The organism is Neisseria subflava, assembly GCF_024205705.1.
Taxonomy (GTDB): Bacteria; Pseudomonadota; Gammaproteobacteria; order Burkholderiales; family Neisseriaceae; genus Neisseria; species Neisseria subflava_D.
On record NZ_CP073115.1, the window covers coordinates 818953 to 832603 of the forward strand.

The following is a 13651-nucleotide window of genomic DNA, read 5'->3' on the forward strand; positions in this document are numbered from 1 at the left end:
AAACGCTTGTTTCAGTTACAATACTGCCTTAAACAGCTTGCTTGAAGAAAGATATGAAAGAACATAAGGCCCGGAAACGCTTCGGGCAGAATTTTTTGCAGGATACGCGGATTATTAGCGATATTGTCAACGCGGTCAGACCGCAGCCCGATGATATCGTGATTGAAATCGGCCCTGGCTTGGCCGCCATTACCGAGCCTTTGGCGAAAAAACTCAACTGCCTGCATGTTTGCGAAATCGACCGCGACATCGTACGCCGTCTGAAAACCTTGCCGTTTGCAGATAAATTGGTGATATACGAAGGCGATGTATTGCAGTTTGATTTCAACAGCATTGAAGGCAAGAAAAAAATTGTCGGCAATCTGCCGTACAATATTTCCACGCCGCTTTTGTTCCGATTAAGCGAAGTGGCAGACGATGTGATCGATATGCACTTTATGCTGCAGAAAGAAGTGGTCGAACGCATGGTGGCGCAGCCGAAAACCAACGACTATGGCCGTCTGGGCGTAATGCTGCAATATTTCTTCGATATGGAAATGTTGATTGAAGTACCACCCGAGTCCTTTGATCCTGCGCCGAAAGTGGATTCGGCCGTCGTGCGCATGATTCCGGTGAAACACCGCATCGGTAAAGCGGAAGATTTTGAACATTTTGCCAAACTGGTGAAACTGGCTTTCCATCAACGCCGCAAAACCATACGCAATAATTTGAAGGAACTTGCCGGCGATGATGACTTGCAGGCAGTCGGTATCAATCCGCAGGATAGGGCAGAACACATTGCCGCTGAGAAATATGTGGAATTGAGCAATTATCTGGTTCAAAAGGCCGTCTGAAACAGTGATGGCAATTTTTAAGCAACCTCCTATTCAATGGGGGTTTCTGGGTGATTCATATTTGTGGCGCGAGTTGGCGCAGTATTTTTCCGGTAAGGATATGCCGCCTGAGCGGCACCGTTTTGAAGCGGCAATTATCGGCGCAGTTTGGGTATTGACTGGGTATCGTCTCGATAGGGAAGAGCAATTTAAAGTCAATCGGTACAATCAAGGCGGAATCTCCGGCGGCATAGTCAGTTGCCGCTTTTGGCTGGAAACGGCTATTCCTTTGCTTTGGCAGCGGCAATCGCAACTCAAGCCCCGAAAATTTTGGCAGTTTGGAAAGAAATAATGATTAAATTCAAAAATGTACACAAACATTTTAAAGATTTGCACGTTATCAACGGCGTGAATCTGGAAGTCAAGCAAGGCGAGGTGGTCGTTGTATGCGGTCCTTCAGGCAGTGGCAAATCGACGCTGATTCGTACGGTAAACCAACTCGAGCGCATTGAAAGTGGCGAGATTTGGGTGGACGGCATCAATGTTGCCGATCCGAAAACCGATTTGAACAAAGTGCGCGAAGAAGTGGGCTTTGTGTTCCAAGGGTTCAATCTGTATCCGCATTTGACTGTCTTGGAAAACATTATTCTTTCTCCGATGAAAGTGAAAAACCAAAGCCGTGAAGAGGCAGAAAAGAAAGCAATGGAGCTTTTAGAGCGTGTCGGCTTGGCACATAAAAAAGACGCGCTGCCCGGCCAGCTTTCCGGCGGTCAGCAGCAGCGTGTGGCGATTGCACGCGGTTTGGCGATGGAGCCGCGCGTGATGTTGTTTGACGAGCCGACTTCCGCTCTTGACCCTGAAATGGTCGGCGAAGTATTAAAAGTGATGAAAGACTTGGCGGAAAGCGGCATGACCATGATGTGTGTGACCCATGAGATGGGTTTTGCACGCGAAGTTGCCGACCGTGTGATTTTTGTCGATAAAGGCCAGATTCTGGAAGATGAAACGCCGGAAGAGTTTTTTACCAATCCGAAACACGAGCGTGCCAAACAATTCCTGCAACAGGTGATGACACATTAAACTCAGGCCGTCTGAAATTTCAGACGGCATGATCGGTTTGAATGATTTTGAAAGTTGAACATTATGTATTTTGTTGACCGTACTGCTGTCGTGTTGAAACCGACCGCCCGTTTTTTGGAATGGTTGAAATCCTCCGATGAGAATATGCCCGATTTGACCATCGAGCAACTGCGCACCAACTGTTCCGTATTCCTGGTGCCGCAATTTGACGAACCCGAATCCGTTATTTCCTATTTTGACGAACGCTACCAGCAGATTTTTGAAGCCGAATTGGCAGGCTGGGACATCGATAAAAGCAAATGGCCGCAAGACATGAGCCTGAAGGCTTTTTGGGAATTCTTCGATACCGAAATCCACGATATGGTTTTGGATATGGAAGAGGCGGAATTGAACATTACGCCTGTTTTCGACAATATGATGTAAAGCCGTGCGAAGTTTTCAGACGGCCTTAAAGCCCTCGCGTTCTTTGAAAATTCTGATTGTCTTCTTACACCTTTCGGCGTTGGCCGTATGCCTTGCCGAGTTTTACGGCTGGATGATGTGGCTGGGTTTGGCGACGTTGGCCGGCAGTTTTGCCTATGCTTGGCGCAGCGTTAATTTTCACGCTCAAAATGCGGTCAGAAAAATCATCATCGACCGCCAATACCGTGCGACGGTTTACTTGAATGGCGAAGAAGAGGGAAGAAGCGCGGTTTTGCAAGACAGCAGTATGTTGACGGTTTACGCTTTGTTTTTGCAATGGAATGTTGACGGAAAAATAGTCAAACACTGCATTTTGCCCGATATGGCCGACCGTGATGCCTACCGCCGTCTGAAAGTATGGGCACGCTGGTGTCGGGAAAAAGAAGACAAAGCAGAACTTGCGGCAGATATGGATTAAACGGCTGTTTCAGACGGCCTTTTGAAGCGATCAATACAATGAAAACATTACAAGACTGGCTTTCTCATTTGGAGACTGCCCATAGTTCCGGCCTGATCGATATGGGTTTGGAGCGCGTGGGAGAAGTAAAAAAACGCATGAATTTGGTGCCGCAGTGTCCTGTCGTCGTGGTGGCGGGTACCAATGGCAAAGGCTCCGTATGCGCCTATTTGTCGCATATTTATAAAGAAGCCGGTTTTAAAGTCGGTACGCTGACCAGTCCGCACCTTCTGCGTTACAACGAACGAATCGCCATCAACACTCAACCGGTTTCAGACGACCTGATTGTTTCCTCATTTGAGCGCATCGAAGCGGCACGCGGCGAAATTTCGCTGACGTATTTTGAGTTTAATGCTTTGGCCGCCGTCGATATTTTCATGCGTGAAAATGTGGACGTCATGATTTTGGAAGTCGGTTTGGGCGGACGATTGGATGCCGTGAATGTATTCGATGGCGACTGTTCGGTCGTTACCAGCGTGGATTTGGACCATCAGGCATTTTTGGGCGATACCGTCGAGCAGGTCGGTTTTGAAAAAGCCGGGGTGTTCCGTAGCGGCAAACCAGCCGTGTGCGGTCAAAACCCTGCGCCTGAATCATTGGTCAAGCACGCAGAAGAAATTGGCGCAAAACTGTTGATGGTTCAGCGAGATTTTGATTTTGCGTCAATGGAAAGCGTGCAGTGGAACTACCGCTTCCATCCGCAATCTTCAGACGGCCAAAGCCGTAACCGCAATTCTTTGCCGTTTCCTGCTTTGCGCGGTGCCTATCAGTTGTCCAATGCCGCGTGCGCACTGACTGTGTTGGAATGTTTGAACGAACAATTGCCGGTTGATATCGGCGCGATTAAACGCGGTTTGCTGTTGGTTGAGAATCCCGGACGTTTCCAAGTTTTACCCGGCCGTCCGCTGGTGGTCTTGGATGTCGGTCACAATCCGCACGCAGCCCGTGCTTTGCGCCGCAGCCTGATTAACCTTGCCTTTGCCCAAAAACGTACCGCCGTATTCAGTATGTTGTCCGACAAAGATATTGATGGCGTGCTGGAAATCGTTAAAGACCAGTTTGACGAGTGGAATATCGCGCCTTTAGATGTGCCGCGCGGCATGACGGTAGAGGCTTTGCAGGCTAAACTGACTGAACACGGCATCGACAATGTAAATGTTTTTGAAACTGTCGCTGCTGCCTACCGCGCTGCTTTGGCGAAAGCAACCGAAAATGATAGAATCGTTGTTTTCGGCTCATTCCATACTGTTGCCGATGTAATGGCTGTTTTGAAAGAACACTAACGAGGAAATTATCATGTCCGACAATAAACAAAAAGAAACTCCAAACGGATACGATTTAGACGGTTACGAACAACTCAAACGCCGCAACCGCCGCCGCTTGGTTTTGGCCTCCGGCTTGGTGGTGGCTTCAGGTATGCTGTTCGGTCTGGCGCTGACATCGGGCGACGATAAAAATTCACCGTTTAAAGAAGCCCCTGTCGGTCAGACTCAAGTCAAAACGGCGGATGAGCCTAGCAAGGCTGTTGTCCTAGAGCCGAATAAAGAGGATGTTGCGATGGCTGAAGAAGCAGCCCGCCATGCGGATGCCGAAGCGCAAAGCAAACCTCAAAATGCCGGCGATGAAGAAGACAATGCGCCGGTTGAAGTATTGAAGCCAAACCGTGAATCTGCTCCCGAAGATGTCGGCGAGCCGTTGGTTTTGATCAACGATACTTTGGATGACGGCAATATTAAAGGTTTGGAAGAGTCTGAGCGTATTCAACGAGCTGAGGCCGCCAAACGCGAAGCTGCCGAACGCCGAGCCGAAGAACGCCGCCAACGCCAGGCAGAACAACGTGCTGCGGCACGCAAGGCACAAGCCCAACAGGAAGCGGATGAAAAAGAAAACGCATTGGCTGCTAAAAAACGCGCACTTCAAGCGCGTGCTGAAAAAGCAGAGCGTGAAGCCGCTGCCGAACGCAATAAATTGGCACAATTGGAAAAAGCAGAGAAAGCCATTGCTGAGCGTAAATCTGCCAAAAACAGCAAAGACAGCGTAAAAGACAAGGCCGAACCTGCCAAGAAAGCAGAAGCCAAAGTTGAAAAACCAAAAAATGAAAAAGCTAAACCAGAAACGGCCAAAACAGAAAAAGCCGATAAGGTAAAAACTGCCGAGAAGCCGTCTGAAAAAGCCAAACCTAAAGCTGAAAAAGAAAAAGCAGAAGCCAAACCTGCGAAAAAAGCCGCCATTCAGGCTGGTTATGCTGAAAAAGAACGTGCGCAAAGCCTGCAACGTAAAATGAAAGCCGCAGGTATCGACTCGACCATTACTGAAGTGATGACCGATAAAGGTAAGGTGTATCGCGTGAAATCAGCCAGTTATAAAAATGCACGCGATGCAGAGCGCGATTTGAACAAATTGCGTGTACATGGCATTGCCGGTCAGGTGACCAGTGAGTAATTTGCCTGTTGCCGATTTGTTGGCTGCCGCTGTCATCGTCATCTGCATCATTATCTCGTTGACACGGGGTATTATTGCCGAAGCAGGGGCAATGGTGGCGTGGGTGGTATCGTTTATTGCAGCCAGAACGCTCGCCGTGCCGTTTGCCGATGTGGTCTTTAAATCGGTTGAGCCGCATTCCTTGGCGGTTGCGATGGGTTTTGCCGCTGTGTTTTTTCTGGCATGGCTGTTGCAGAAACTGGCACGATCGCTGTTGAGCAGTTTGATGTCTGCCGTTGGTTTAGGAAGCATCAACCGTTTGCTTGGCGGCGTATTCGGTGCAGTGAAAGGTGTGATTTTGGTGACACTGGCAGTGATGGTTTTTTCACACACTGATTTGCCGAAAACGGAAGAGTGGCAAAGTTCACACACAATTCCGTATTTTGAATCACTGGCCGATGCTGCGATGCCTTATCTGCCAGGGAAAGATACCGCAATGCCGCATCTTTCGGGTAAAGCAGCTGAAGTAGAAGAATTGGATGATTGAGTTTGACGGATTCAGACGGCCTATGGGTCGTCTGAATCCGTTTTTATTTGCGTAAATTTAGCATCATATTGTCAACAATCTGAGCAAACTCATCTAAATTATTTTATAATGACGGCTTACCCATTTAATCTTCAAACTCGGAGAAGCACGATATGTGTGGTGTATTAGGTTTGGTTAGTCATGAGCCGGTCAATCAGATGTTGTATGATGGTTTGCAGATGTTGCAACACCGTGGTCAGGACGCAGCAGGTATTGTTACTGCCGAAGGCAATATATTTCATATGCACAAGGGCAAAGGCATGGTGCGCGAAGTGTTCCGTACCCGCAATATGCGCGACTTGGTCGGTAATGCAGGCATTGCACATGTCCGTTATCCGACTGCAGGCAATGCGGGCAGCAGCGCAGAAGCCCAGCCGTTTTATGTCAGCTCCCCATTCGGCATTGTTTTGGCACACAATGGTAATCTGACCAATACCGAAGAGCTCTATGAAAACGTATGCAACAAACACCTGCGCCACGTTAATACTAGCTCCGATTCTGAAGTCCTACTCAATGTATTCGCACACGAATTACGCCGCGAAGTCTCTAAAAATACAGCCCCTTATCAACTTACGATCGACAATATTTTCAACGCCGTTTCCGAAGTGCACCGTTTGGTGCGCGGCGCATACGGCGTAGTAGCCATGATTGCCGGATACGGCATGCTGGCTTTCCGGGATCCTTTCGGTATCCGTCCGTTGGTTTTGGGTTCGCAAATTGACGAATCCGGCAAAAAATCTTATGCCGTTGCCTCCGAATCCGTTGCCTTTAATGCACTTGCCTATGATTTGGAACGCGATATCCAGCCGGGCGAAGCCGTATTTATTGGTTTTGACGGCACGATTATTTCCCGTCAATGCAGCGATAAAGCCAAATTAAGCCCTTGTCTTTTTGAATATGTTTATTTTGCCCGCCCAGACTCCGTCATCGATGGCGTTTCCGTTTATCAGTCCCGTATGGATATGGGCGTATCTTTGGCAGAAAAAATCAAACGCGAGCTGCCTGTCGATGATATCGATGTCGTGATGCCGATTCCCGATACCAGCCGACCCAGCGCGATGGAGCTTGCCGTTCATCTCGAAAAACCTTACCGCGAAGGTCTGATTAAAAACCGCTACATCGGCCGCACCTTTATTATGCCCGGCCAAGCAACACGCAAAAAATCAGTACGCCAAAAACTCAGCCCGATGGAAACCGAGTTTAACGGCAAAAGCGTTTTGTTGGTGGATGATTCCATCGTGCGCGGTACGACCAGCCGTGAAATCGTTGAAATGGTACGCGCGGCAGGTGCACGCAAAGTCTACATTGCTTCTGCCGCTCCTGAAGTACGCTATCCGAATGTGTACGGCATCGATATGCCGACTCGTGAAGAACTGATTGCAAACGGCCGCAGCGCGGCAGAAATCGCAGCCGAAATTGGCGCGGACGGTATCGTCTTCCAAAACTTAGAAGACTTGGAGGCAGTAGTCAAAGCGCTCAATCCAAAAATAGAATCCTTTGATTCCTCATGCTTTAACGGTGTTTATCAAACCGGCGATATCGACGAAGCGTATCTGAACCGCCTCTCTACCGAAAAATCAGGTTGTGGCGGCTTGAAAGTACATCCAAGCAAAATGGAACACAGCATCAGTATCAGCGATAGCGATGATGAAGAATAAAGTAAATTGACTTACAATAAAGGCCGTCTGAAAATTAACGTTCAGACGGCCTTTAATTATGTTTTAAACACATCATGAGTACCGAAACCAAAAATTACATCACGCCTACCGGCTGGCAGGCATTGAAAGACGAACTTTATCATCTGGTCAACAAAGAACGCCCGGAAATCGTCCAAATTGTTAACTGGGCGGCAAGCAATGGCGACCGCAGCGAAAATGGCGATTATCTTTACGGCAAACGCCGTATGCGCGAAATCGACCGCCGTATCCGCTTCCTAACCAAACGCTTGGAAGCAGCCGTCGTTGTCGACCCTGAAGCACGTGAAGCCACGGATCAGATTTTTTTCAGCGCCACCGTTGGTTTATTGCGAGGAGACGGTCGTGAACAAACCGTCAAAATCGTCGGCGTAGATGAAATCGATACCGCTAAAAACAAAATCTCATGGATTTCCCCTTTGGCGCGCAGCCTGATTAAAGCGCGCGAAGGCGATGAAGTTGTCTTGGATACACCGGAAGGACGTGAGGTTATAGATATTCTGTCGGTGGAATATATTAAGATTGACTGATTATGCGTGAATAAAGCGAATGAAACTACAAAAGGCCGTCTGAAAAATATATTTTCAGACGGCCTTTAACATTATCTAAATAAAATCCTACATTTGCACTGAGCCGCTGACGGTCAGGCTGATTTCTTCTGAACCCGGAGAGGCTGGTACGCCATCTTCTATTCCTGCCGCTACTTCTGCAGCGGGGATTGCACGAAGCATTTTGGCGTGTGCAAAATCGCCGCCGACTTGGCGGTTGCCAATGTGACCCAAGTTGAGTTTAACGATTTTGTAGCTGGAGAAGCCGAGCGTTTGGGCGAGGTTTTGGGCGCGGTCTTTGAAGCGCAGGATGACGGCTTTGCTCAGTTGATCGACGGTTTCTTCACGTTTTTCTTTGGATACGGAAAATGAGGAGCTTTCTAAAACGGCGATATTGATGCTGTCGGCAATCAGGCGGTTGAGTGCTTCAAAGTCTTTGCTTTCTACTTTGAAGTAGGCGTGTTCTTCCCAGCCGGTTTGGGTACGTTTGCCGTTGGTGTATTGATAGCGCGGGGATGCGTTGCGCTCCATCAGCTCTGCTTTAAATTTGTTGTTTTGAGAGATTTTGTTGAACTGGTTAAATTTTTTCATGAAGACTTGGTTGACAGCTTGACGGTCTTTGCCTTCTGCGTTGATGCTGAAATGCGCGGTCATGGTATCCCGCGGCACTTCCATGTTGGCGGATTCGGAAAATTCAACGATGTTGTAGTTGAGGCTTTCTGCTGCTACGGGCAGGGAAGCAGCTAGCAGTAGGGCGGTAAGGGCTGGTCGGAGCATTTTGGTTTTCCTTGTAATGCGGATTTTAAAAAAGTAATTTAGCATGAAATGTGGAAATGTTGGCTTTGGCAAGCGTAAGGATTTGTATGGGTTGAGGCCGTCTGAAAAGAAGTTACTTTGTATCCATCAAGCCGACCTCATGGGGATTGAGGCGGGCTTTTTCTTCTTGGCCTAAGCCGACCAATTTCCGTAATCGGGTCATGTAGGCATTGACGTCAAGGCCCCGTCCGTAGCGTTGTGCTTCCCAGATGGTTTCTGCCAAGGCTTCCATCATGTCGTGTTCGGCTTTGACCCAGTCGCCGTTGTAACGGGCGCAAAGTTGTTGGTGGATGGCACGGATGCCCGGTGGCTGGTCGATGGCGCTTTGCTCTTGCAGGGAAAGGTGTAGCGACATATGCAGGAATGGGTTGCTTTCGCCGTCTTCGGGCAACCATTCTTTATCTAAATATTGTTCGATGTCTTCGAGATAGTGTCCGTATTCGGGATGGGCTTCGATAATGCGCAAAGCTTTTTGTTGCAGGCCGTCCAATTGGAGCGGTGCGAGCCTGTGTTGCCAGACGTGGGCAAAGAATCGGCGGACATCGTGGGTGTTTACGTCATACATGATGGGTGTGATTTGATTTTGGGATATGTGATTATATAGCGATTGCGATAAAAAAGGCCGTCTGAAAAATATGTTTTCAGACGGCCTTTGTTTTGCAGGGTTTAGCGGCGGTCGATGATTCGGTAATACACTTCGCCGTCTTGGACATAGCCCAATTCGACGCGGGCAATTTCGGCGATAGCCTCTTGTCCGTGTACCAAATCTTCAACTTCCGCATTGAGGAAATTGTTGCGTAAAGTGAGCGTTTGGTTTTTTTCCTCCTGACGGACGAGCTGCTCCTGCAATTCTTCCGTATGCCCGACACTGCCTTTACCGAACCAAAGGCTGTACTGACAGCACAAAAGTGCGAAGGTTAAAACAAAAGTTACCCACTTCATACAATCAATATCCTATATTTTGCTTATTTGCCCAGTTGGTAGAATGCGGCTTTGCCAGGGTAGTAGGCGGCTTCGGCCAATTCTTCTTCAATGCGCAACAATTGGTTGTATTTCGCCATGCGATCGGAACGGGACAGGGAGCCGGTTTTGATTTGCATACAGTTGGTGGCAACTGCCAAGTCGGCAATGGTGCTGTCTTCGGTTTCACCGGAACGGTGGCTCATCACGCTGGCGTAACGGCTGCGTTTTGCCAAGTCAACGGCTTTCAGGGTTTCGCTCAAAGTACCGATTTGGTTTACTTTCACCAGCAATGCGTTTGCCACGCCTTTTTCGATGCCTTCAGCTAGGATTTTGGGATTGGTTACGAACAAGTCGTCGCCGACCAATTGAACTCGGTCGCCCAGTTTTTCGGTCAGCAGTTTCCAGCCTTCCCAGTCGTTTTCGTCCATGCCGTCTTCGATGGAAATGATTGGGAATTCGTTAACCAGGCCTTCCAAGTATTCGGCAAATTCTGCGCTGGTGTAAGAGCGGCCTTCGGCTTCCAAGTGGTATTGGCCGTCTTTGTAGAACTCGCTGGATGCGCAGTCCAGGGCGAACAATACGTCTTCGCCTGCTTTGTAGCCTGCGGCTTCAGTTGCTTCTACGATCAGTTGCAGGGCTTCTTTGTGGCTGTTCAGGTTAGGTGCGAAACCGCCTTCGTCGCCAACGGTAGTTGGGAAGCCTTTGCCGTCACACAGTTTTTTCAGTGCGTGAAAAATTTCGGCGCCGCAACGCAGAGCTTCACGGAAAGATTTTGCGCCGACAGGCATGATCATGAATTCTTGGATGTTCAGGCTGTTGTTGGCGTGTTCGCCGCCGTTAATTACGTTCATCATCGGAACCGGCAGAGCCATTGGGCCTGCGCCGCCCAAGTAACGGTACAGCGGCAGGCCTGAATCTTCAGCGGCCGCGCGTGCTACGGCCATAGAAACGGCCAAAGTGGCGTTGGCGCCCAAGTTGCCTTTGTTTTCAGTACCGTCCAATTCGATCATGATTTGGTCAATATAAGATTGCTCGCTGGCATCGATGCCGATGAGGGCTTGCGCGATTTGGTTGTTGACGTGGTCAACGGCTTTCAATACGCCTTTGCCCAAGTAACGGGATTTGTCGCCGTCACGCAGTTCCAAAGCTTCTTTTTGACCGGTTGATGCGCCGCTTGGTACGGCTGCACGGCCCATGACGCCGGATTCCAACAATACGTCACACTCTACAGTAGGGTTGCCGCGAGAGTCTAAGATTTCGCGTGCAAAAATATCAACGATTGCGCTCATGAATATCTCCAAATAGGATGGTAAAAGAAAAGTAGCTTTGTTACGTTTCAGACGGCCTTAAGGATGATTGCCAAAGTCTGATGAATGCAGACATTATACCGTCTTTGCCAGATATGGCATCGGAGTCGGTATGAAACCGACTGTAAGTTTGTTTCACGTCAATATCGCTCAAACAAACATAAGCCGTATAGTGTAACATTTTTTACCCTTTTAAGGGTGAAAAGCTGATTAAATCAGGCATAAGGCCGTCTGAAAAACGGATTAGCCTTCACCCAAAATCATCGAGCCTACGCCGTCATCGGTCAGTACTTCCAAGAGCAGGGCGTTGGGAACGCGGCCGTCTATGATATGCGTAGCTTTGACGCCGCTTTTGGCGGCTTCGACGGCGGAGGCAATTTTAGGCAGCATGCCGCCGTACAGCGTACCGTCTTCAATCAGTTCGTCAATGCGGCTTGGCGTCAGGGTGGTCAATAATTTGCCTTCTTTATCCAGTACGCCGGGGATATTGGTCATCATCAGCAGTTTTTCGGCTTGAAGTTTTTCCGCCAGTTTGCCGGCAACCAAGTCGGCATTGATGTTGAACGCTTCGCCGTTTTGGCCTACACCGATGGGGGCAATGACCGGAATGCAGCCACGCTCGACCAAGCCTTCCACCAAACGGGTATCGATGTCGGCCACTGTGCCGACTTGGCCGATGTCCACGCCTTTTTGTTCGGGCGTGTCGATCAGGAGTTTTTCTGCTTTGATGAAGTGGTTGTCCCGGCCGGTAATGCCGACGGCGCGACCGCCGAAGGTGGTAATCATGGAAACGATTTCTTTATTGACGTGTCCGCCCAAAACCATTTCTACAATGTCCATGGTTTCGCTGTCGGTCACGCGCATGCCTTGAACAAATTCTCCTTTTTTGCCGACTTTTTCCAACATCTCATTGATTTGCGGGCCGCCGCCGTGAACGATAACGGGATGCAGGCCGATCAGTTTGAGCAGGACGACATCGCGTGCGAATCCTTCTTTTAAGGCAGGTTCGGTCATGGCGTTGCCGCCGTATTTGATGACGATGATGGAGCCGGAAAAACGGCGGATATAAGGTAAAGATTCGGCAAGGACGCGCGCCTTGATGGCAGGGGAGACAGATTGTTGCTGAGTCATGGTTTCAACCTTGTTTCATAATTTCGGCCTTTATCTTAATCCCAAAGGCCGTCTGAAACAATATTTCCAAGCGCTTGAAATCCTGTTAAATCAGTTAAATGGTTGAAACCAGCCTCATGCAAACGGTAAAATGACGGTTTGCTTCGGCCTCTTCGCCGATTACTAAGGATACCCATGATGAAAATCAGCACCCAATTCGATGCCGGTTCGGTCGTTGTCAAAGACTTGAGCAACCCTGCCGATATCCGCCTCGCTCTGCGTCCCGACAATGCTTCGGAGTTTGCCCAATGGTTTTACTTCCGTTTGCAGGGTGCGGCCTATCAAAACTGCGTGATGCATTTTGAAAATGCGGCGGACGCTGCGTATCCTTTGGGCTGGGAGGACTATCAGGCTTGCGCCTCTTACGACCGCCAAAATTGGTTCCGCGTGCCGACTAGCTATGAAAACGGCGTGTTGACCATCAACCATACGCCTTTGTCCAACAGCGTTTACTACGCCTATTTCGAGCCTTATTCCCACGAGCAGCATTTGAACCTTTTGGGCGATGCGCAGGGCAGCGGTTTGTGCCGTATCGACGATTTGGGCAGCACCGTTCAAGGCCGAGACATCAATCTTCTGACCATCGGCAACCAAGTCGAAAGCGACATGAAAGTCTGGATTATCGCCCGTCAACATCCGGGCGAAACCATGGCGGAATGGTTTGTCGAAGGTTTGCTGGGCCGCCTGCTTGATCCGCAAGATCCGACCGCGCGCATGCTGCTTGACCGTGCGACTTTCTACATTGTGCCGAATATGAATCCGGACGGTTCGGTATTGGGCAACCTGCGCACCAATGCCGCCGGCGCCAACCTCAACCGCGAATGGGAAAACCCGACTTTGGAGCGAAGCCCCGAAGTCTTTTCCGTCCGCGAAAAAATGATGGAAACCGGCGTGGATTTGTTCTTGGATATTCACGGCGATGAAGGTCTGCCGTTTGTCTTTGTGGCCGGTACCGAAGGCGTGCCGAACTACAACGAGCGCATCGAAGCCTTGGAAGACCAATTCAAACTGGCGTTGCTCAATGCCAGCCCAGATTTCCAAGACGATTACGGCTATGACAAAGATGCGCCGGGTCAGGCAAACATGACTTTGGCGACCAACTGGGTCGGCAATCATTTCAACTGCCTTGCCTATACTTTGGAAATGCCGTTTAAAGACAATGCCAACCTGCCGGACGACGATTTCGGCTGGAACGGCCAACGCTCGCTGCGCTTGGGCGAGGCAATGTTGTCTGCTATTTTGAATGTGGTTGGCGATTTGCGTTAAACCATCCGACACCGCATACAGGCCGTCTGAAAGTTCAGGCTTTCAGACGGCCTTTGAGATAAGGAACAC

General features: G+C 49.4%; 16 protein-coding genes. 11 read left to right on the top strand and 5 right to left on the bottom strand.

Annotated elements, in window-relative coordinates; genetic code table 11:
• The first annotated feature begins 53 nt into the window (after positions 1 to 53).
• From rsmA to greB, 10 genes are all read left to right on the top strand, one after another.
• The gene (rsmA, locus tag KCG54_RS03945; RefSeq protein ID WP_254324723.1) at positions 54 to 833 is read left to right on the top strand and encodes a 16S rRNA (adenine(1518)-N(6)/adenine(1519)-N(6))-dimethyltransferase RsmA; all 780 of its coding nucleotides are present in this window, start codon (positions 54 to 56) and stop codon (positions 831 to 833) included.
• A gap of 7 nt (positions 834 to 840) precedes the next feature.
• Positions 841 to 1164, top strand: coding sequence for a hypothetical protein (locus KCG54_RS03950; RefSeq protein WP_107848714.1), 324 nt, complete (start codon positions 841 to 843; stop codon positions 1162 to 1164).
• Positions 1164 to 1892, top strand: a complete 729-nt coding sequence (locus tag KCG54_RS03955) for an amino acid ABC transporter ATP-binding protein (RefSeq protein WP_003747231.1) — start codon at positions 1164 to 1166, stop codon at positions 1890 to 1892. The genes KCG54_RS03950 and KCG54_RS03955 overlap by 1 nt, the downstream gene beginning before the upstream one ends.
• A gap of 63 nt (positions 1893 to 1955) precedes the next feature.
• Complete coding sequence (locus tag KCG54_RS03960; RefSeq protein ID WP_049322913.1) at positions 1956 to 2315, top strand: hypothetical protein; 360 nt, start codon at positions 1956 to 1958, stop codon at positions 2313 to 2315.
• A gap of 4 nt (positions 2316 to 2319) precedes the next feature.
• Positions 2320 to 2772, top strand: a complete 453-nt coding sequence (locus KCG54_RS03965; protein ID WP_254324724.1) for a protein YgfX — start codon at positions 2320 to 2322, stop codon at positions 2770 to 2772.
• A 38-nt stretch (positions 2773 to 2810) separates the two neighbouring features.
• Positions 2811 to 4094: a bifunctional tetrahydrofolate synthase/dihydrofolate synthase gene (gene folC, locus KCG54_RS03970; protein WP_254324725.1), complete on the top strand. Its 1284-nt coding sequence runs from the start codon at positions 2811 to 2813 to the stop codon at positions 4092 to 4094.
• A 13-nt stretch (positions 4095 to 4107) separates the two neighbouring features.
• Positions 4108 to 5253 carry a cell division protein FtsN gene (gene ftsN / locus KCG54_RS03975; RefSeq protein ID WP_254324726.1) on the top strand — a complete coding sequence of 382 codons (1146 nt, stop codon included), beginning with the start codon at positions 4108 to 4110 and terminating at the stop codon, positions 5251 to 5253.
• Positions 5246 to 5779, top strand: a complete 534-nt coding sequence (locus KCG54_RS03980) for a CvpA family protein (RefSeq protein WP_063068803.1) — start codon at positions 5246 to 5248, stop codon at positions 5777 to 5779. Before ftsN ends, KCG54_RS03980 begins: the two co-directional genes overlap by 8 nt.
• Positions 5780 to 5931: 152 nt before the next feature.
• A complete protein-coding gene (purF, locus tag KCG54_RS03985) occupies positions 5932 to 7476 on the top strand; it encodes an amidophosphoribosyltransferase (protein ID WP_254324727.1) in 1545 nt (514 codons plus the stop codon).
• 74 nt (positions 7477 to 7550) lie between these two features.
• Entirely contained in the window at positions 7551 to 8042 is a 492-nt protein-coding gene (gene greB, locus KCG54_RS03990) for a transcription elongation factor GreB (protein ID WP_254324728.1), read from the top strand.
• A gap of 87 nt (positions 8043 to 8129) precedes the next feature.
• Here the strand turns inward: greB and KCG54_RS03995 are convergent, their stop codons facing one another.
• From KCG54_RS03995 to argB, 5 genes are all read right to left on the bottom strand, one after another.
• Complete coding sequence (locus tag KCG54_RS03995; RefSeq protein ID WP_254324729.1) at positions 8130 to 8837, bottom strand: SIMPL domain-containing protein; 708 nt, start codon at positions 8835 to 8837, stop codon at positions 8130 to 8132.
• A gap of 112 nt (positions 8838 to 8949) precedes the next feature.
• Positions 8950 to 9441, bottom strand: a complete 492-nt coding sequence (locus tag KCG54_RS04000; RefSeq protein WP_063068729.1) for a DUF1841 family protein — start codon at positions 9439 to 9441, stop codon at positions 8950 to 8952.
• 101 nt (positions 9442 to 9542) lie between these two features.
• Positions 9543 to 9818 (bottom strand): cell division protein FtsB, encoded by a 276-nt coding sequence (ftsB, locus tag KCG54_RS04005; protein ID WP_254324730.1) that lies wholly within the window; start codon positions 9816 to 9818, stop codon positions 9543 to 9545.
• Positions 9819 to 9841: 23 nt separating this feature from the next.
• Entirely contained in the window at positions 9842 to 11128 is a 1287-nt protein-coding gene (eno, locus tag KCG54_RS04010; RefSeq protein WP_254324731.1) for a phosphopyruvate hydratase, read from the bottom strand.
• Between the two features lie 261 nt (positions 11129 to 11389).
• Positions 11390 to 12277 (bottom strand): acetylglutamate kinase, encoded by an 888-nt coding sequence (gene argB, locus KCG54_RS04015; protein WP_049328699.1) that lies wholly within the window; start codon positions 12275 to 12277, stop codon positions 11390 to 11392.
• Positions 12278 to 12451: 174 nt separating this feature from the next.
• Here argB and KCG54_RS04020 point away from each other — a divergent pair, with 174 nt between their 5' ends.
• A complete protein-coding gene (locus KCG54_RS04020; protein ID WP_254324732.1) occupies positions 12452 to 13582 on the top strand; it encodes a M14 family metallopeptidase in 1131 nt (376 codons plus the stop codon).
• Positions 13583 to 13651 lie beyond the last annotated feature (69 nt).